The sequence below is a fragment of the Streptomyces sp. NPDC050485 genome (genome assembly GCF_044458185.1).
Lineage (GTDB): Bacteria > Actinomycetota > Actinomycetes > Streptomycetales > Streptomycetaceae > Streptomyces.
In genome coordinates this window covers 256,327-274,170 of record NZ_JBITHR010000006.1, presented here as the reverse complement: position 1 = coordinate 274,170, position 17,844 = coordinate 256,327, and the positions used below count along the sequence as shown (strand labels likewise).

Sequence of the window (17,844 nt, the reverse complement as noted above, 5' to 3'; positions counted from 1 at the left end):
CACCTCACAGGAGATAAGTCGTGTTACCGAGAACGGAAGCCACAGGATCGCCAAGGACCCATATCCCCTGGCCGTTAGGGTCGCCGGGGATCTTGATGGTGATTACGGCCGCGGCCGGCACCGTCGTGTCGAAGAGGACTTTGCCGAAGCCCTCGCTGCCCGTGCCGGGCATGTCGCCAGAATGAAGAAGAAGCTGGAACTCCCCGAACCGGCCCTGGATGGGCGGCTTGTGGGAGGTCACCCCCTCGGGGAACTGCACGTGCGTCAGGTTCTTCGCCTCGGTCAGTGCGAGGAACAGAGTCGTGTTTCCGGCCGGAGAGTTGAGGGGGGCCTCGCTGACATTCGCGTACTCCTTCACCTCATGGAACGGGGTGATCGGAATGTCTCGGGTCTCCGCTCCTCGGTAGACGTAGGTCGCGATCGTGGCTCCTCCGCCACCAGGAACTCTCCAGCGCACCGAGTCACCGTTGCGGAGGTTCCACTCGCCGTCGTACCGGAACATGACGGCTGAGACCCAGGTGCCGGAGGCGAGCTGCTTGGTGGCGGTCAGGTTCCCGGCCGGGTTGAGGAGTTGCGGCATGGAATCGCGGGACACGCAGAGGGTCACCACAAAATCCCCCAGGCGCATCCCTTGGGGGAGCTTGAAGGTCCGGTACTCGCCGTCCTTGATGCCGCCGTTGGAGTCCAGCCAGGCTGGGTAGTACACGGGGTCGGGATACTTGGTCATCCATTCCGCGCCGTCCCAGACTTTGAACTTCGGCTTAGCGGTCCACTGTTGCCCGTCCCACATCTTCTTCGGCAGTTCAGTCCATCGGGTTCCATCCCAGAGAACGACCTTGTTATAGCTAGCTGCCATACTGAACCCAGATGTCGCCGGGCTTGAGTGTGACTCCCTGGGAGGCAGGATCAACCGTCCCGGAGAAGACTCGGGCCGTGCCGATGTTTGATGCCGTCACGGTTCCGCCGACTGCTATATCCCCACCAACTGTAGCGTTTCCGTTGCTGTTGATATTGCCTGCGAAGTCCACCTTGAACGCGGAGTCCGAGTTGCCTTTCTTTCCATCGTTGATGACCACGGCGTACTTGTGAGGCTTGTCGCCTGCCTGGATCTCCAGCGGAATATTGTCGGCGGAGTGAGAAACGTGGATGATGCTGCCGTTTTGCCGGAGGGCGAAGTTGAACTTGTCGTCTCCTGCCTGTCGTTGCACGAGGGTGTCACCGCTAGGCGTAACGTCCCGGCTGAAGATCTCCAGCCACCTGCGCCCCGTTTCGAGTGGAATGGTGTTGGTACCGGGCAGGGTGACATAGTTCCCCAGCCGGTCATTGGTGTACTGCTTCGAGCCGTGAGGGTCATCCTGCACAAGGTGTGACTGGAGCCGCTTGCCGACGTCATTCGGTGTCAGCATCACGCGGCCGGCATTGAAGTCCACCCACAGTTGCTCGATCCCATACGGGCCCTGGAACATCGGGATCATGCCTCGCTCATCGGTGAGCAAGCCGTCCTTCAGCTCGTTGCCCGCCATGTCGAGGAGGTCCTTCACCTCGTTCGGGTCCTCCTCCGTGAGGTAGACCCGCCCCTTCAGATTCGGCAGGCGGCCACCAGATTCGTTCTCAGCCGCGTCCGCAGCCGTGCCACCAAATACGTTGCGTGCCATGTGCCCTCCCGGTTACTTGAGGCCCTGCGTCTCGTAGACGCCGGAGAAGAGGATGTACGACTTGCGAGGGAAGACACGGAGGTAATCAAGACCCTCGTGAAGGTACTTCGGGTTCTGATAAAGCATCCGAACGTAGTCGCCCTTATGGCCACCCCACGTGTAGCCGCGGAGGTCTACAAAGTTCGGCATACCGGCGTCGTATCCGCCGTTCACCATGACCCCCGAGAACACCTGCCCGTTGGCGCCGTGAAGCTGTGCATCCTTGGGGAGAGTGAAAGCCATACAGTTGTCCTGCGCGTCATTCCAATAGTCGGTATTGGTCGGGTTGTTGATATCGACGGAGTACCAGACAAGGTTGGGAGCGATACGCCGGTAACGGCCCCTGGTGACCAACCCCTTGGGCGTAACTCGCGTGTACCGAATCTCCGGCGTGTACGTCCTCGTGTCACCCAGGTCCCGCGTGATGGCGAAGCCATCAGCACCGGCAAACGCCTCGTACTGGCCACCGCCGGCCGATGGGGCAAGGTTGCGAATGAACGAGCCCTCCGCCTGGTGTGCGGCCACCGACTGAGCCGGGGCCACCGCAGAAACGTCCTCCGGGGCCTTGTATGGATGGACAGGGGAGATGACCGGCTGGCCCTGCTTCTTGGGGACACGGATCACGTAGAGAGGAAGCTCCCACCGGCCTCCGCGCTCCTTGAGCACCTTCGGCACCTGGGGGTTGGCGGTGGCCGCCCCCTGGGACACCTCCACCTTGCCGTAGCCCTTGGCGAGATCGACCCGGATCACAAGAAGGTCCTGGCGGTCGTACTTCTGGTCGAGGTTGTGTTCCACGCGAACCGTCGTCGGCGCGTCCAGCTTGTAGTAGAAGCCGCCGACCGTGGCCTCGCCCCGCTGCACCTTGATGGTGTTCACGTCGTACACCTCGGCATAGAAGGGCATCGACTCAGCAACCATGTTTCCGCTATTCAGAACGTGGTCAATCCGGTCGTCAGCGAACTGTGTTGCGAGGTTCTGCCAGTCGTTCTGCGTAACGGCCGCCCGGCCTCCACCCTCTTCGGGCTTGCCTATGTTGGTATCTCTGTCGAACGGGTAACTGATCTCAGCCATTTACATCCTCGCTTCCAACTTGCGCAGCTTCTCTCGCATTTCAAAGACCTGCCGGTAGAGGTTCAAGGGCTGACCAGTTCCCTGATCGCCAATCTTTGGAGTCACCGACTCGACTTGGCCGCCGTCGTCCACGGTGATGGTTACTTCATTCACCTTGTCCGTGATCGTCTGGCCATCGGCTTCCACGGTCACGATGTCGCCCACTACGTAGTCCCGCCCGTACATGCACTGCGGGGTGTCGATGGGATAGACCTGGAAGTGGCCTGACTTCTCGCCCTCCTTGAGAGCGTTCTTCGCGGCCTCTTGGACGGCTTCCGTGTAGTGCTTGAGGGCTGCTGCCTTCTGATCGGCCGGCGTCTTGCCGGGCCACGGTTTTCCGTCCGGGCCGGTGCCGATGTCCTCGGTGCCGTTGTCGTTCTTGCGGGCGGCCAGCTCGACCCTGCCGTTGACGGTCTTCAGAGGGATGTCACGGCGGTCCACGAACAACTCGACCACCGAGCCCCAGACCTTCTCGGCCTCGGTGTCGGTGGCCTGGAAGATGTACCGGTCCTTGCCTTCGCCCTGACAGGCCACGATGGCCCGGGTCACCGTGGGGGCCTTGAGCTGCCACGTGTACTGCTTGACGTTCCCCAGCTCGGGGGAGAAGCGGATGAGCTTCCCGAGGTCACGGCAGTCGGCGATCTTCAGCTCGATCTTCTGGCTCGTCGGGTTGTAGAGGAACCGGTAGCCGGTCTGCTTGTCCTTGAGCCAGTCACCGAACTTGGTCCCAAGGCTGTCGTAGCGAAGCGTGTCCTTGATCTCGTCGCCAAGGTTCGGGTTAGCACCCACCACGACGCCGGGAAGCACACGGTCAGGCAGCGCGCGGGCACCGAACGCCAAGTCACACTCGACCCACACGGCTTGGCCCACGGTGCCGCCTGCGGGTCGCCTGTCGATCCCATCCCACTGGTTCGAGATGGGCCGGAGCTTCATCGCGTCCGTGCCCTCACCGACTACCGAGGGAAAGGCCAGGTAGTTGAACGGGATCTGGTTGTCACACTTCCCGCCGACGAACACCGAGCCTGGCCCCGTGTGCTGCTCGGTCGTCCAATACTTCTCGAAGGCTTCGATGCCCCCGCTGAAGATGGGGTCAGGAACCCCGTCCTGGTAGATGACGATTCCGCGGCCCTGCTTCAGCAGCCGCTCGTGCGGCGTACCGACCCGCACGAGCATCTGCCAAGCGCCAGGGGCGTTGAAACGAACCGTGAAGTCGAGCTTGATCCAGGTGTCTATCTCCCCGAGGAGCGGCATCCTGCCGTCAGCTCCAGGGGAGTCCCGGACGAAAATCCTGTAGCCCATCGGTCCCCCTAGTAGCTCTCGAAGCGGGGACGGATGGACAGGCGGAGAGCCGCGTTCGACGCACCCGGATTCATCTGGACGTTGACCTTCGACTCACCGGCAGGCAGCTCGAACATCGCGGGCCACGGATCGAGGCGCGGCCAGAAGTTCTCGCCGTTGGAGCGGGTGATCGTCTTGTAGCCGGGACGCGTGTCGATCGTCAGCGTCTCGCCCGAAGCGATCAGGTCCTTGCTCGTGTCCTTGGGGTTGATGCCGAACTGGCGGCCGTCCGGGCTGGAGATCGTGAACGAACGAACAGGGCCGTCGAGCTGCCAGACCGGCCACGCCTCCACGTCGCCGGGGTTGAAGATGGCGACCCCGCGCGAGGAGATGGTCCCTTCGCTGATGTCGAGCGGGAGGAACGGCTTTCCGGTCCCCTTCAGGAAGACCCGGCCGACGCCGGTCTTCCACTCCGCGATCACGTCGCGGTCTCCGTAGAACCACGGGTCGGCCGTGAGCTGGATGCCGTACCGGCACCAGGTGAACCCGGCATTGTCCGAGCCCTCGTTGCCCTCCATGCCGCCCTTGTAGTAGGCGGTGAGGTGTCGGGATGTGCTGTCGCCCTCGGTGAAGCGCAGCACGCAGTGCCCGTTCTTCGGGTTGAGTGTTCGAGAGAGCTTGCGCTTGAGGTTGAGGATCGTCCTGCGGTCGATGCCGTACAGGTAGAGAGGGAGCAGGATCTGTCGCTCGGCCGCCCTCGTGGAGCGGAACCAGCCGCCATCCAAGTTGGGGCTTGTGTCCGTGTAGACCTCCATCGGAGGCATGTCGAGGCCCGTTGCACCGTCCTGCAAGAAGATGGCCGGCCAGGAGCGGCCGGAAAAGTCGGTGAGGTGGATCTCCTCACCCGTGCCGTTGGCTCCCGTGATGGTGACCTTGGTGTGGCCCCAGTAATCGGGCGCCGGGGGGACTCCGATGATCGGGGCGTTGTCCTCCCAACTAGGGAGCCGGTAACCCGGAATTGGCATTGAACACCTCGCTATCCAGGCAACACAAAGGGCCCCAACCGAAGCCGGGGCCCTTCATGCCACCTGTTACATGCCGTACATGGTCTCCACGTACTTGAGCCCGCGAATCACCGCCTGAGTGGTGTCTTCGCTCTTGGCCTCATGAATGTGGATCTCGTAACGGGAGCCGAGAAGATCTCGGGTTTCGCCGTTGTTGTAGACCCGCTCGCCACCACGGAAATTGATCAACTCGGGCCCCTTCTCGCCCACGAGGGCGAGACCAGGAGACGCGTAGTTGGTTCCCGTCCAGTAGCCCTTTGCGGGCTTGCTGGGGTCGGCCTGCTGGACACGGGAAATGTCTCCGTACCGGGACTTGATGTAGTTGATCGCGGCGGCGATGTTCGCCACCGGATCGAAGATGTCCCACGACGTACCGGACTGGTGAAACGCCTTGAACGTCGTAGGAACCACCTGCATCAGACCGCGAGAGGCGTTGCCGGCCTTGGCGTTGGAATCCCAGTTGTTGATGGCCCTCGGGTTGCCCCCGGACTCGCGACGAATGATCGTCGCGATGCCATCAGCCCACTTGGAACCACCGACGCCGGTAAGACCCATCGCCTTGGCAATGGCCTGAGCGATATCGCCATCAACACCGCCACCGAGCGTCCCCGAGAACTTCGGGATGCTGCCCGGCCATGCGTTCAGAACGGGGCCATCAGAGGTGGCCGTTCCGCCCGTGGGACGCAGAGCTGCCGTGGCATTACGCCAGTAACCGCGGGCCCGCTTAAGGGAGTTGGACTCGTTACCTCCAACCGTCTCGTCCGGACCCGTCTTGAGGTTGATGTGCCCGTTGCCCTGGTAGGTCAGCAGATCACCCGGCTGCGACTGGGAGACCGGCACGTGACGCATTGCCGCGTTCCATGTCGCGACGGCCGGCCAGCGGTTCTGCGGTGCCCCCTTCGGGGAGCCCCCGTAGGCCGCGTTCGCCCCGGCCTTGTCCACCACGTACGAGATGAAGTCGGCACACCAGGCTTCACCGTTGCCGAGGTTGTACTTCGAGCCGCCCACCATCGGGGCCTCGTTGCGGAACTCCTCCAGGGCGACCTTCACGACCTGGCCGCCACCCGAGGTGTGGTCGTCAACCCACTTGGTCCACTTCTCGGCCCACGGCTGGCCCTTCTCGAACCCCCGCGTGCTGAGATCGCCCGCGACGCCGAAGGAGCTGGGGACCGATTCGAGCATCGGCTTGATGACGGACTTCCAGCCCGCTGCGAAGGCCGCCGTGTAGCCCTCGTAGTCGTCGTCCTTGTGCTTGGTGACCCAGTCCCCGCCGGTCTGGCCCGACCAGTTCTTCTGACCGACGACGCCGCCGTTGGCGTAGACGTGCCCACCCTTGCGGGCCTGGTCATTCCAGCGCACGATCGTTTCTGCGCCGAGCGCGCGCACGACTTCAGGGCGAAGGATGCCCTCGCCCTTGGAGAGCATCGCCGGGACTGTATCGACACCGGGCTGGTAGCCCGGCACGATGCCGCCGGTCGCGAAGTGCACCGCGTTAAGCGGGGCCTGAGTACCGGCGAGCTTCGCCATTGCCGACATCATCGAGACCGCACCACGGTTGTACGGGCCGCTCACCGTGCTCCTGGTGGACGAGTCCACGTAGGACATGGCAGAGCGCCATACTTCCTGGATTCGGGTCGAGGCCGACTCGAAGAACTGCTTGGTGGTGTCCAGGTTCGACCGCAGGCGGGTGAGGGAGCTGGACGCCTGGGAGACCGACGAACCGACTTGAGACTGGACGTCTGTCCATACGGCTCGGTTGGTGCTCTGGAAGCCCCGCTCGGTCTGGGAAAGCGGTCCCTGCATGTGCTGAATCCAGCGCTGCTGAGCGGGCTTGATGTCGCTGTCCACTGCCGTGCGGATCTTGGCCGCCACCTGGTCCCAGTCAGCTGAGACCGACGCGCGGTGAGCCTGCACGGCCTTGCTCAGGGAATCGAGCACGGCACGGATCTTGGCTGCCGCCTCCTCGTACGCTTCCGCGTCCGGGAGAGGAGTGTCACACTCCAACTTTGTGCCCGCAGAAAGGGTGCCCTGCTTCGCGCCAGAGTTGAGCTGTCGGACCATCGAGTGTCCGAGGAGCCGAGCTGCTTCCGGGCGAAGGACTGCTTCGCCCGGCGACAGCATCGCGTGAACGCGATCGTTGCCCGGAGAGTAGCCAGGGACGATCCCGCCGTCCGCGAACTTGAAGAGGCCCGTCGTATTCGGCAGCAAGTCTTTGACGCGCACAATGAAATTGTCGAAGACTTCCTCGGCGTACTCCGACGGATTCGACCAGATTTCCTGGAGCAGGCGGACCATCTCACGAACCTGGTCGACCATGCCCTGGAACATTTCCTTCACCGACGACAGTGCATCGTTGAAGAAGCCGACAGGATCAGAGATCGCGTCCTTCAAAGCACCGAGGATCTCGGCGCCGGAGTCCCAGATGTTCGATACAAGATCCTTGAGGATCTTAGGTATCGACTTCACCATGTCGGTCATGAACTGACCGCCACGCTGGAGGATGTTCCCGTCACCCTTCCAGACGTCATCCCAAAAGAGCTGTCCGGCAGTCGGCGCGATGCCGCCTGCGGCGATGCCGATGAGATTTCCGATTCCAGTGGGAGCCTTCGTCAGGAACGAGGGAACTCGCTCAAGGATGAAGTCTTTCATCTTCCCGAAGCGGTCGTTCACGAGTCGGCCGGCGCCATCGCCGCCAGCCTGAGCGCCCCAGTGGCGGACGTTCGAGCCCGTCGTGCCGCCGATGGCGTGGCCTGCGTCAGCCATGCCGATACCACCCGTGAATGACCCAATTCCGGGGCCGATGTTCACGATGTCGTACAGCTCTTCCAGAATGGAGAGAGGCCATTTACCGGACTTGGACGATCCCTTGCCCGCCTTGCCCTTGGCGTGGCGGGCGATGTGCCCACGTGCCGCAGCAGCGTTCCAGGAGTTGATGGTGTCCGAGCCGAGGGCGCTTGCGACCTCCGGCCGAAGGATCGCCTCACCCGGGGAGAGGAGAGCGTGATAGTTGTCAACGCCCGGCGCGTAGCCGGGGATGACGCCGCCCAAAGCGTGCTTCTTGCCGCCCTTGCCCTTCCCCTTGCTGTCGCCGCCCCCACCAAAGCCGGTGAGCCCGTTGACCGCAATGAGCTTGCCTTCCAGACCGCCTGCCTTGCCTTCGGCCTTGTCCAGGGCATCGGCCAGAGTCCGGACCTTGCTCGTTACCGAGCCGAGTCCCCGACCGTTGACGTCGATGATCTTGGAGTTGAGGTCCTTCGCCTGGGTGTACGAGCCCTTGACCGCTGGAGTGAGATCGGAGCTGAACCGCCCCCGGATCTGGCCCAGGGAACGACCGTTGACCTCTTGGATCTCTCGGGACACTGCGCTGATGTGCCGCTGGGAAGTGTCGGACTTGTCCTTCAGGTACTCGAACTGCTGCCGGACCATCCCCAGACGGCCGTCGTTCAGATCGCGCACAGCCGCGTGAACCTGCTTGATGCCGCTCTCCGCCGTCCCGGCCTTCTCCTTGAGGGAGATGAACCGTTGCCCGAGCTCGGTCAACGGAGACCGATCCAGCTCACCGACGGACAGCCGAGCCTGGCCGATCTCCCGGTCCGCGCTGCTGGCTCGACCGCGAACCGAGGTACCGCCCTCGCCACCCAGCTCCGACGCGATCTGCGTCAAGCGCTCCTGGTTCAGGTTGTGGATGCGGTTCTGAATCTCCTGGATCTTCTGATCCACCTGACGAAGCGCGGCCTCGGCCTCACTCGTCTGCACCGTGAGCTGCGTCGAGCGGCTGTCCTGCCCACGCACGCGATCCAGGCCCCGACGAGCAACAGAGCGGTCATCCCCGTCGTGGTAGTCGGCGCGACGCTGCCGGTAAGCCTCACGGAAGCCGCCTCGGCCGGCCTGTACGCCGGAGAGGAACTGGTTGGTCGTCCGGAAGGCTCCGCGGGCCCCCTTGGCTATGCCGCCGCCGACCTTCACCAGGGGCGAGACAGACTTCATGATCTTGCCGAAGGTCTTGGTCAGTAGCCCTGTTGCGATGGCAAGGGGGCCGAGGACCACTGCGAGCTTGACGACCTGAGCCACGAGGTTCTTGATGGCCGGGTGGTCGTTGAGGAACCCCTGAACCTTCTCGAAGCCGGTGATCAACAGGTTGATAGCCCGGACAAGGTTTCCGGTCAGGCCCCCGGAGAGCTTTTGGAAGTCCGGGTCTTCGATCAGCTTGCCGAGGCGGTCAGCCAGCTTGTGAGTGTTCTGGCCCAGCTCGGTCCACTCGAACCTCCCTGAGTCCTCATTGAACTGACCAAACAACTTGCCCAGGTTCAACTGAGCTTGTTCCTTCACCGCTGTGAAGTGACCACCGATGGAGCCAGTACCGAGGGCTTCCGCGGAGCCCTTGACGCCCGGAGCCTTTTGGTATGCCTTGATGAACTTGTCGAAGAACTCACGCGAGTTCACGCCGCCCTTGGGGTCCTGCACTTCCTTGAGGAAGTCGGGACCACCCTTGTAGCCGGCGATCTTTCCGATCTCGTTCATTGGGATGCCGGTGCCGCGAACGAACTGACGGAGATAACGGGTGGACAACTTGCCCTGGTCCATCATCATGTCGGCGGCCATCATGCCGCCCTTGACCTTCTCCGGGTTCGTGACACCGAAGGACGCTGCATAGTCGGCGATGCCCTTGATGAGGAGCTGAGACTTCTGGAGCGACTTGGAAGTTGAATCGCCGTACGACTCAAAGTTGCGAGCCACCTGCGAGAACTTGTCCGTCATGTCCTCAAGCGAGAACGGCGTCTTGACGGCGAAGTCCTGGATGGACTGAATCCCCTTGGCGACTTCCTTCTGATTGAAGCCGGCCCGGTTCAGGCCCTCCGAGGAGTAGAACTGCATATCGGCGCTGGTCGCACCGATCTTGGTCATGATTCCAGCAGCCGCAGCCAGAGGCATCACCAAGTTCTGGTTGATCGAGCGACCAACCTGCTCCAAGTTCTGGCCGTACGTCTCCGTGGCCTGCCCGAGCGACTTCCACTGCTGTCCAGCAGAGCGCGTTGAGGTCCTGTGGTCGTGGTCCCACGTAGCGATTTGACGTCGGTTGGCGGCGATCGTGGCAGCGAACTCCGATCGCTGCTGCTGAAGGCCCCGAAGCTCGTCACGGAGGAAGCCCTGACGGGCCATGTGCGCGGCGCGCTCCTCGGCCAGCCGCTGACGTGCAGCGGCGGCCAGCTCGCGTTCCGCGGCCTTCTGCTCAGCTACGGCCTGACGGGCTGCTGCTGCCTGCTGCTGCTTGACCTGCCGGACCTCGGCGGCCAGGGCCCGTTCCTCGGTCTTCTCGGCCTGGATGCGACGACGAGTCTCCGCCAGCCCCTCACGCTGGAGCCGAGCCTTCTCCTGCTCCTGCTGCCGAGCCTCCCGAAGGGTCTCCTGAGCGGCCTGACGGTTCGCTCGAACCGTGTCGCTGAGGGCCTTCCTGGTCGCCCTGGAGGTGCCCTCTTCAAGCTGCTCTCGTTGCTTGGCGAGGTTCCGGTAGGTCCGGAACTGCTTGCCAGCCTCATCGCCATGGAAGCGGGTCAGGGACCTCTCGATCTGACGGAGCTTGTTGGAGGTGTCCACCGCCTCCTTCTCCGTCGCGGCCTTAGCCGACTTGGCGGCCTTGGAGGCGGCCGAAGCGAACGTGGAGAAGCCCTTGCCTACCGACGCGGAGAACGACTTGGCGGCCTGCTCTCCCATGCGGGTCATCTGCCGAGTCAGGTCACCACGCATCTTCGACAGACCCGTCTTAGACAGTTCCGGAAAGATCTCGATGTAGCCCGAGCCGACCTTGACGGGCGCCCGTCCTCGTGTAGCCATACGGCCTCCTAGAGATTGCCGAAGTTGGTGAAGAAATCAGCCACCTCTTCGCCGGAGGCAAGAGCGAGTTGAGGTTTCGGCTCCTCAGCAACCTGACCCGGCCGGGGAAGTGGCTTCGGAGGTTCAAGGTCGTCTTCCTCTGCGGAATTGGCCTTGATGAAGAGATAGTTCGACAGCTCCAAGCCGTCGCTGATCCGGGCAAGAATGTGGTTTGTCTCAGTCCATGAAGTCGCCTCGTCCAGGTCGATGAGCAGGAGAGATTCACCAGGCTTCTTGAACAGGCCCTGAACGAGCACGTGAAGACGCCTCAACGACATCCGCCCGCACCACAGATCCAGTAGGTCAACCCCGAAGTGAGACAGAAGGTCCGCTTCAAGGGGATCACTGTGGTCTTGGAGGATGCGGGCGGTTTGAATTAGTTTCCCGACTCACCGAAGCCGGCGGCCTCGCTGACGAGATCCAGGAAGTCATTGAACTCACCGATCGTGCAACGGAGTCCCTTGTACGTGGCCCACTGCTCCTGGCCGATGATCGCGCGGGCAATAGCGCGCTCACCGCCGCCATCCTCGATCACGTCGAGCACATCGTCAGAGAGATCCATCGGAGCCGGGATCACGAACATCTCGCCCTTGAAATCGAACTTGGTGGGCTCGGCCTTCGCCTCAGCGGCCTTCGCGACGGTGTTCTTCTTAGCAGCAGCCATGGGGGACTCCAGAAAACTTTGGGGGTGGGATGGATGAGAGAGGGCGGGGATTTCTCCCTCCCCGCCACGGGGATACATACAGTTAGGAGCCGGAGCTTTCCGGCGAGAGAGTGGAAACCTGGTGAGGTCCGGACGCAGCGTTCGCGTAGCCCTCCGCCTTGGCGGTGACACGGAACTCGTAGGCCGTGCCAGGAGTCAGGCCGGTCACCTTGGACTTGAGACCCTTCAGGCCCGTCTTGCCAGGTGCCTTTCCACTGGTCTCCGTAACGTCGTACGTGATGTCAGGGGTGGCCCCGTTAGCCGTGGAAGCGGACCATTCCAGAGTAATTGCCTCGGTCTCCGGAGTGGACTGCATGACCACTGGGGCCGTTAGAAAGTCGGCGTCTTGGCCTCGACCTTGAGCTTGTCAGTCGCGGCGACCTTTTCAGCAGCGCCGGCCTTCGCGGAAACCACGTAGTTCGCACCGATCGGAGCATCGTCAGAAACGACCACGGGAATCGTGAACGTACCGTCCTCGCCAACCGCCTTCGGGGTAGCAGTGAACTTCTCGCCGCTCGGGGAAACGGTAACCGAGACGGTCTCACCCTTCGGGAAGCCCTTGCCAACCGCGTCGAAATGGCCGCCCTGAGCAACCGTGCTCGGCTGGAGCGTGACCTCAATCGGAACGGTCACCGGGTCGTCCTTAACCTTGTCGTCCGTCAGGACGTAGCCGAGCGAACCGGAGTGGTCAAGCGCCTCGATGGTGAGTTCAAACTTCCCGTTCTCGGCGCGCTGGAGCTGAATAGCACCACGGTCAGAAATCATCGCGCGGCCGATAACGCAACGGTAGCGAACCGGCTGCCCGTCAACGGTCTGAGACCAGTCAACGACAATGGCCAGCTCGTCGAGTTCCGGAGTGGACTTCAGGTCGAGACGCCACACGCCCTCAATCACCGAGCCGTCAGTGTCCTTCGCCTGCACCCACTTTGCGCCGAAGAAAAGCTGAGTGGTCAGCTCGTTAGTCTCCATGAGAGTGGCCTTGATCTGGAAGGACGCACTCTTCACGTTATAGAGAACGGGCACCGCGGACTGCCACACGTTCACCGGGTCGGTCTCGATGCTCGGGGTAATGGTGACGCCGCCCTCATCCACGTAACCGAGAGCCTTAAAGACGTCGTTCTCGGCAATCGGAGTGCAGTCGCGAGGCAGCTCCTTAACGGTGCGCGAATCCGCAACATAGATCTCGCCCTGCGGGGCGAAGCGAATCTTCTTCGCGTTGCCGGAGTTGCCGGTCTGATCAGCCATAGGGCCTCCTGTTTCTGGGCATGAAAAAGCCCCCATGGCAGGGGGCTGAGAAGCCGGGAGAGTTCTCACACTCCAACTTCGAGAGCAAAAAAATAGAGAGCGTTGCAGGCTCAGGAATCGACCAGGAAGAGAGTCACCTCGCCCTGGTACGTGTGCTCCCGCGAGATCGCGTCGGGGAAGTAGCGGGGCGAGTTCCCCTCGGCCACGTCGAGCACCAGGGCGTCACCGACCTGCCGGCCCGGCAGGGTCTCAAGCAGAAGCTCGCGAACGGCGTACGCCAGCTCGGCGGCCTCCTGGCGGTCCCGCGCATACACCTGGTACGTGATGTCGGCCCTGTCCATGGAGGCGCGGACAACTCGGAAGCCCCCGGCGTGCTCGATGTAGATGGTGGTCTGATCCGGCTCACGGCCGACAAGATCACCAGTGACAGAGTCAGTTAGTTCTTTCTGGGCCTTGAGGAAGTCGAAGACCACAGCAACCGGATCGACCCTCACTGCTCACGCTCCTTCATAAGGGCGTTCTTGAGCGTGTGGTTCCCGGGATGCCGGGTGCCCCCCTTGTCCCGCCACCCGTACTCGATCAGGAGGGCGTGGCGGTCTGCCTGGACGAATGAATGAACCATGCCGTCCAGCTCTCCGACTGTGACGCTGAGGGAGCGGGCGTACATGTTCCAGGAGCCGCGTCGGTTCTTGGGAGCATCCTGACGGGCTATCGCCGCGACCCTCGAAGCCTTCTGTGACAGCAGCTTGGCTGTCTCGGCGGTGGACATTGTGCTTTGTATCGCTCGCTCGTTGAGGTTGAGGCGTACTCGTGTTGGCATCAGTGCTCAACCCTCCAAGCTCGAATGCGGACATGGCGAAGCGAACGATGTGTCCATTCCATGGGGTTACCGTCCACCTCGAACCAGTGGCCGCCGAAGAATACGCGGTCCGCGGAGTCCACGTCGGTGCCGTGAGGCAGGTAGATGAGAATGCGTTCCTGTGCCGTTTCTCGTTCGGGGGAGCGGACCTCGAAAGCCCTGTCAGGCTGGGTGTTCGCCAGCCCCTCGAACACGAGCTTCTTGTTCGTCCAGTCGCGTTTCTTGGTGTACGCGGACTCGATGACTTCCGCCCGCCATACCTGTACTGGATCAGTGAATAGGGTCGGCATCAGGGACGATCACCTCGTCCCACTTGGGCTGATCCACCGCCAACGGAACGGAAGCGAGCTTCTTCCGGTACTTCTTCAAGGAGGTCCTGGCGGCGGGGGACAGGGACTGAGTGGTGGCAGACGTGCCGAACTCGACCTGGATGTCTCCGACCTTCTCAGAGACGATCCCCGGCTGGACCGCGAGCCATCGAATGACCTCGGCGCAGATCACGGCCTTGATGCCGGCTGACTCCCGGAAGCCGGAACCGCAGTAGTCCTGCGCAAGGGCGGAGGCGTCCTCAATGAACGCCTCCACCCTCGGCTTCTCAGTACCCTCGATCTTGCGCCCGAGGCGGACCTCAACGTCATCAACAGTGACGAACATGTCTCACACTCCAACTTCGGGGCAAAAGAGAGAATCCCTTACGGCTGCGTCTTGGTGATGACCTTGCGGTTGGCCTCGTCCGCCTTGGTGTTGTGGTCCTTGACGGCCTTCTCGACGCCAGTGGCGATGAGAAGCTGCTCGGGACGGATCACCTTGGCGTCGTAGATGACGCGGGACTTGATGGCGTCCGTGAAGGACTTCTCAGGCTTGTATGCCTCCATCTGCGCGAACGGGATCACGAGGGAGGTGGCTGCGGTCGAGCCCATGAACATGTCCACGGAATTGAACTCGTCGTGGCGACGGCCCTTGACGAGAGCGGCCTTGTCCGGCTTCGCGGCACCCAGCGTGTTGGACACGCGGACCGGCAGGCCCAGGATGGAGCCAATCACACCGGACGGCATAACCGCGCCACCGCCCCAGTGGGAGGCGTCGATGAACTTCGGGTCACGCAGAAGCAACGACCGCAGGCGCGGGGAGATGAACAGGTAGCGGGAGTCCGGCGCGTTCTTCAGGTCCAGGTTCTCAAGCATCGCAACCACGTAGTCATACGCGCCGATGTACTCGGTCTCCCGGGCGCCGATCTTGTCGTAGCTGACAGTGTCGATCTTGCCGTGCAGGTCGGGAAGCGACTTGGGGTCGGCGGGGATCGTCTCGGCGCCGTTGGCATCCTTGCCGACCGCAGCAGCGATCAGGGTCTGCGCCAGCATCTTGTCGATGGAGACAGCGGCCTGGCGGCCACGCTGACGAACCAGCTCAGACATGAGGTCGATGCCGCCCTTGGTCTGGAGCTGGTGAAGGGCGTCGATCTCGATGTGGAAGCTCGAACCCTTTCCCACGGTCATCGGGATGTACTCAAGGGCCGCGTGGTCCTTCTCGCCGATGTCGCCGTAAGCCTTGACCAGACCCTTGTCGGTCACGGTGTCAACGAAGTGCGGGATACGGATGCGGTCGCCTTCGCGACGGAACTCTCCCTCGTAGTTCCGGTTGGTGATCTCAGCAGAACCGAGGATGAGGTTGTCTTCAAGGTCCTGGAGGAGCTGTGCAGTCCACAGCTCCGGAATGAACTGACCCGGAGTCTTATCCGACTGAAGGGAACCTGCGCCGGAGTTGTTGCCAGCCTGATTAGTAAAGCCAGCGTTGAAGTTAGGAGTAGCCATGTATTACCTCACTGAAATGATCAGATTTCGCCTCGCAGAAGTGCGTCACACTTGCCCGCAGCGCGGGCCTCGTTGATTTCCCTGGGAGACATGCGGGAGAGGTCTTCGCGAGTGAGCTGGCCGGCGGCCGGGCTCCCTTGACGACCGAGGCCGATGTTCTGGGCGTAGGAAGCGCCAGAACCCGACTTAGGGAGGGACGAGACGAACGCCTCGATACGAACGGAATCGGGATTACCCGACTCATCGAGGAACGAGCCCAGATTCAGGAATTCAGCACTAGGGAGGGTCACTCCGACCGCAGAGGAAGCGGCACGAAGCTCGGCATTGACGAGCCTTGTTCCAACCTCGGAGAGGGCCGCGCTTCGCGCCTCCACCCGAGCGGCCTCAATGGCCTTCTCCGTGTCTGTCATCTGAGACTGGCGGAAGCCGTCTAGCTCTTGCGAAGCGCTCTTGAAACGCTCCTCGTTCTTTCGGCTCATTGCCTTCCACTTGTCGATCTCGGCCTGAAGGGCGGCCACCTCGGGCGACTGATCCTCCGGGGACTGGCCCTGCTCGACAGTGGTCTGGTCGTTCTTGATCTCGTCCATGTGGATCATCCATTTCGGATCAGCCGAAGTCGCACACTCCAACTTCGGTGGAAAATAAAAAGCCCCCGTTTCAGGAGCCTCGACAAAACGTTACTGCTATTTCTCGAACCGCTGCCGGTTCGCGTTTCCCGAGTTGCCCTGCGGGGGCTTCCGAGCATCCTTCGCGGACTTGGCCTTGATGTTGGCCTGGTCCACGGCCATCTTGGAGGCAGCACCCTGCTTCGCAAGCTCAAGCTCTTGCTGCTGAGCCTGCGTCTGGTACTTGTCGGCCCGTTCCATTTCGGTCTTGGCCTCCTCCTCAAGCAGCTGGTCGAAGCGAGCGATCTGAGACGGTGTGTAGCCCGCGTCCTGCCAGAGCTGCTGCTTTGGAACGTTGAGCTGCTGGAGCTTCAAGAGGGCGTCGATGTGCTGTGCCTCGGTCCGGTTCTCCGGGTCACGCCAGATGACTTCCGCGGCCTCGTACTCCTCCTGGAGCTGGCCACCGTTCTCGACGGCGATGGCCAGGCGTATGACTTCCTCCCACGCCTCACCGAAGTGGAGCATCCGTTCCCTGGTCTTCGAGACCAGGCCGGCTTCCGCAGAAGTGATCGCGTCACCGGATGGAGGCTGGCCGCCCTTCAGCATGTAATGGAACGGGACCCTGGCGACGCTGGCCATGTGCATGGTCAGCATGTCCACCAGGTCCACATAGTTGCTGAGGTCAGCAGCGGCGAACTGCCCGAAGGAGGCAGCGGGATCCTCGGCTTGGAGGAGCTTGTCCACCGCGACCTTGAACGGCTCGATTGGGTTGCCGTTCTCGTCCTCCTGGATCTCCAGACCTGTGACGTACCGCTGCGGCCAGGCCGCGTACTCCGACGCGACTAGGGAGTCAGCGACCGTCTTGTTGATCGCGTCCTGGAGGGGGATGACCGTGGCCAGATCCGACATGGGCTCACCGACGAGTCGGGAGCGGTTCTGGATCGGAACCACCGGAGGTCGGCCGAGCGGGTTCAGCTCGGTCCGGTCGATCGAGTAGCCGCCGATCTTCCAGTCACCCGTGTAGACCTTGTCCTTCCACCACAGGGTGCAGAACTGGCGGCCCCAGTCGTCCACGTAGAACTTGCCAGCGGCCTCGATCTCGTGGCGGGAGCCGGGCTTGTACTGGATGGCGACGTGTTCAGCCGACTCGATGGAGACGACGGCCTTCGGCCCCTTGCCGTCCTGGTCGTCACCCCAGACAACGGCGTAGGCCGCGCCCTGAATCATCGCGTCCAGGTGGGCGGAGTTGGACTCGGAGTCGAGTCGGTTCCGTTGCCAGATCTCCCGAGCGATCTTGTCCTCGGTCGGCTCCTGCGAGAGGCGGAAGCCGTCGATGAACATGCGCTCGTTCACCGAGTCGATGATCAAGCCGCAGAAATTGTCGTTCCAACGCTCAAAGATGTGAGCGAACTCCGTCCGGTACTTGGATTGGGCGAACAGCATCCGTTGGTGCTTGCCGTCGTAGTACTCGCCGTACCGCTTGTAATTCCCAGATCGGGAAGCGAGCTTCGAGGACAGGTAATCCATCCACATCTGAGGAGTAGAAGGCGGCGACATCACGCCTTCGTTGCCCGGAGTGTCGAGCGCGGCAGTAGCCATCTGGG

17 protein-coding genes are annotated in these 17,844 nt (G+C 62.4%); all 17 read right to left on the bottom strand.

The features are described 5' to 3' along the window. Positions 1–4: 4 nt before the first annotated feature. The 17 genes from ACIBK6_RS15325 to ACIBK6_RS15245 all read right to left on the bottom strand — a co-directional run bounded on the left by ACIBK6_RS15325 (position 5) and on the right by ACIBK6_RS15245 (position 17,839). Positions 5–727, bottom strand: coding sequence for a hypothetical protein (locus ACIBK6_RS15325; protein ID WP_399051700.1), 723 nt, complete (start codon positions 725–727; stop codon positions 5–7). Positions 728–845: 118 nt separating this feature from the next. Further along, positions 846–1,655, bottom strand: coding sequence for a hypothetical protein (locus ACIBK6_RS15320; protein ID WP_399051699.1), 810 nt, complete (start codon positions 1,653–1,655; stop codon positions 846–848). Between the two features lie 12 nt (positions 1,656–1,667). After that, on the bottom strand, positions 1,668–2,765 hold the full coding sequence (locus ACIBK6_RS15315) for a hypothetical protein (RefSeq protein WP_399051698.1): 1,098 nt from the start codon (positions 2,763–2,765) through the stop codon (positions 1,668–1,670). Then, positions 2,766–4,055 carry a siphovirus ReqiPepy6 Gp37-like family protein gene (locus ACIBK6_RS15310; RefSeq protein WP_399051697.1) on the bottom strand — a complete coding sequence of 430 codons (1,290 nt, stop codon included), beginning with the start codon at positions 4,053–4,055 and terminating at the stop codon, positions 2,766–2,768. A gap of 56 nt (positions 4,056–4,111) precedes the next feature. Continuing rightward, positions 4,112–5,107: a phage tail domain-containing protein gene (locus tag ACIBK6_RS15305; RefSeq protein ID WP_399051696.1), complete on the bottom strand. Its 996-nt coding sequence runs from the start codon at positions 5,105–5,107 to the stop codon at positions 4,112–4,114. A 66-nt stretch (positions 5,108–5,173) separates the two neighbouring features. Further along, on the bottom strand, positions 5,174–10,978 hold the full coding sequence (locus tag ACIBK6_RS15300) for a transglycosylase SLT domain-containing protein (protein ID WP_399051695.1): 5,805 nt from the start codon (positions 10,976–10,978) through the stop codon (positions 5,174–5,176). A gap of 8 nt (positions 10,979–10,986) precedes the next feature. Next, on the bottom strand, positions 10,987–11,274 hold the full coding sequence (locus ACIBK6_RS15295) for a hypothetical protein (protein WP_399051694.1): 288 nt from the start codon (positions 11,272–11,274) through the stop codon (positions 10,987–10,989). A 119-nt stretch (positions 11,275–11,393) separates the two neighbouring features. Continuing rightward, the gene (locus tag ACIBK6_RS15290; RefSeq protein WP_399051693.1) at positions 11,394–11,681 is read right to left on the bottom strand and encodes a hypothetical protein; all 288 of its coding nucleotides are present in this window, start codon (positions 11,679–11,681) and stop codon (positions 11,394–11,396) included. An 82-nt stretch (positions 11,682–11,763) separates the two neighbouring features. Beyond that, positions 11,764–12,036 carry a fibronectin type III domain-containing protein gene (locus ACIBK6_RS15285; RefSeq protein WP_399051692.1) on the bottom strand — a complete coding sequence of 91 codons (273 nt, stop codon included), beginning with the start codon at positions 12,034–12,036 and terminating at the stop codon, positions 11,764–11,766. Positions 12,037–12,050: 14 nt separating this feature from the next. Beyond that, positions 12,051–12,965 (bottom strand): hypothetical protein, encoded by a 915-nt coding sequence (locus ACIBK6_RS15280; RefSeq protein ID WP_399051691.1) that lies wholly within the window; start codon positions 12,963–12,965, stop codon positions 12,051–12,053. 110 nt (positions 12,966–13,075) lie between these two features. Continuing rightward, positions 13,076–13,459: a hypothetical protein gene (locus ACIBK6_RS15275; RefSeq protein WP_399051690.1), complete on the bottom strand. Its 384-nt coding sequence runs from the start codon at positions 13,457–13,459 to the stop codon at positions 13,076–13,078. Continuing rightward, positions 13,456–13,734, bottom strand: a complete 279-nt coding sequence (locus ACIBK6_RS15270; RefSeq protein WP_399051689.1) for a hypothetical protein — start codon at positions 13,732–13,734, stop codon at positions 13,456–13,458. The genes ACIBK6_RS15275 and ACIBK6_RS15270 overlap by 4 nt, the downstream gene beginning before the upstream one ends. A 50-nt stretch (positions 13,735–13,784) precedes the next feature. After that, the gene (locus ACIBK6_RS15265) at positions 13,785–14,114 is read right to left on the bottom strand and encodes a hypothetical protein (RefSeq protein WP_399051688.1); all 330 of its coding nucleotides are present in this window, start codon (positions 14,112–14,114) and stop codon (positions 13,785–13,787) included. Beyond that, the gene (locus tag ACIBK6_RS15260) at positions 14,095–14,478 is read right to left on the bottom strand and encodes a hypothetical protein (protein ID WP_399051687.1); all 384 of its coding nucleotides are present in this window, start codon (positions 14,476–14,478) and stop codon (positions 14,095–14,097) included. The genes ACIBK6_RS15265 and ACIBK6_RS15260 overlap by 20 nt, the downstream gene beginning before the upstream one ends. A gap of 38 nt (positions 14,479–14,516) precedes the next feature. Continuing rightward, on the bottom strand, positions 14,517–15,635 hold the full coding sequence (locus tag ACIBK6_RS15255) for a hypothetical protein (protein WP_399051686.1): 1,119 nt from the start codon (positions 15,633–15,635) through the stop codon (positions 14,517–14,519). A gap of 20 nt (positions 15,636–15,655) precedes the next feature. Next, positions 15,656–16,222, bottom strand: a complete 567-nt coding sequence (locus ACIBK6_RS15250; protein ID WP_399051685.1) for a hypothetical protein — start codon at positions 16,220–16,222, stop codon at positions 15,656–15,658. Between the two features lie 96 nt (positions 16,223–16,318). After that, a complete protein-coding gene (locus tag ACIBK6_RS15245; RefSeq protein ID WP_399051684.1) occupies positions 16,319–17,839 on the bottom strand; it encodes a phage portal protein in 1,521 nt (506 codons plus the stop codon). Between the last annotated feature and the right edge of the window lie 5 nt (positions 17,840–17,844).

Excerpts from the sequence above, each read along its gene's own strand:
- ACIBK6_RS15250 (WP_399051685.1), bottom strand. The coding sequence starts at position 16,222 with ATGGACGAGATCAAGAACGACCAGACCACTGTCGAGCAGGGCCAGTCC.
- ACIBK6_RS15265 (WP_399051688.1), bottom strand. The coding sequence starts at position 14,114 with ATGCCGACCCTATTCACTGATCCAGTACAGGTATGGCGGGCGGAAGTC.
- ACIBK6_RS15300 (WP_399051695.1), bottom strand. The coding sequence starts at position 10,978 with ATGGCTACACGAGGACGGGCGCCCGTCAAGGTCGGCTCGGGCTACATC.
- ACIBK6_RS15255 (WP_399051686.1), bottom strand. The coding sequence starts at position 15,635 with ATGGCTACTCCTAACTTCAACGCTGGCTTTACTAATCAGGCTGGCAAC.
- ACIBK6_RS15325 (WP_399051700.1), bottom strand. The coding sequence starts at position 727 with ATGACCAAGTATCCCGACCCCGTGTACTACCCAGCCTGGCTGGACTCC.
- ACIBK6_RS15315 (WP_399051698.1), bottom strand. The coding sequence starts at position 2,765 with ATGGCTGAGATCAGTTACCCGTTCGACAGAGATACCAACATAGGCAAG.
- ACIBK6_RS15305 (WP_399051696.1), bottom strand. The coding sequence starts at position 5,107 with ATGCCAATTCCGGGTTACCGGCTCCCTAGTTGGGAGGACAACGCCCCG.
- ACIBK6_RS15290 (WP_399051693.1), bottom strand. The coding sequence starts at position 11,681 with ATGGCTGCTGCTAAGAAGAACACCGTCGCGAAGGCCGCTGAGGCGAAG.
- ACIBK6_RS15320 (WP_399051699.1), bottom strand. The coding sequence starts at position 1,655 with ATGGCACGCAACGTATTTGGTGGCACGGCTGCGGACGCGGCTGAGAAC.
- ACIBK6_RS15270 (WP_399051689.1), bottom strand. The coding sequence starts at position 13,734 with ATGTCCACCGCCGAGACAGCCAAGCTGCTGTCACAGAAGGCTTCGAGG.
- ACIBK6_RS15285 (WP_399051692.1), bottom strand. The coding sequence starts at position 12,036 with ATGCAGTCCACTCCGGAGACCGAGGCAATTACTCTGGAATGGTCCGCT.
- ACIBK6_RS15310 (WP_399051697.1), bottom strand. The coding sequence starts at position 4,055 with ATGCCGCTCCTCGGGGAGATAGACACCTGGATCAAGCTCGACTTCACG.
- ACIBK6_RS15260 (WP_399051687.1), bottom strand. The coding sequence starts at position 14,478 with ATGTTCGTCACTGTTGATGACGTTGAGGTCCGCCTCGGGCGCAAGATC.
- ACIBK6_RS15280 (WP_399051691.1), bottom strand. The coding sequence starts at position 12,965 with ATGGCTGATCAGACCGGCAACTCCGGCAACGCGAAGAAGATTCGCTTC.
- ACIBK6_RS15245 (WP_399051684.1), bottom strand. The coding sequence starts at position 17,839 with ATGGCTACTGCCGCGCTCGACACTCCGGGCAACGAAGGCGTGATGTCG.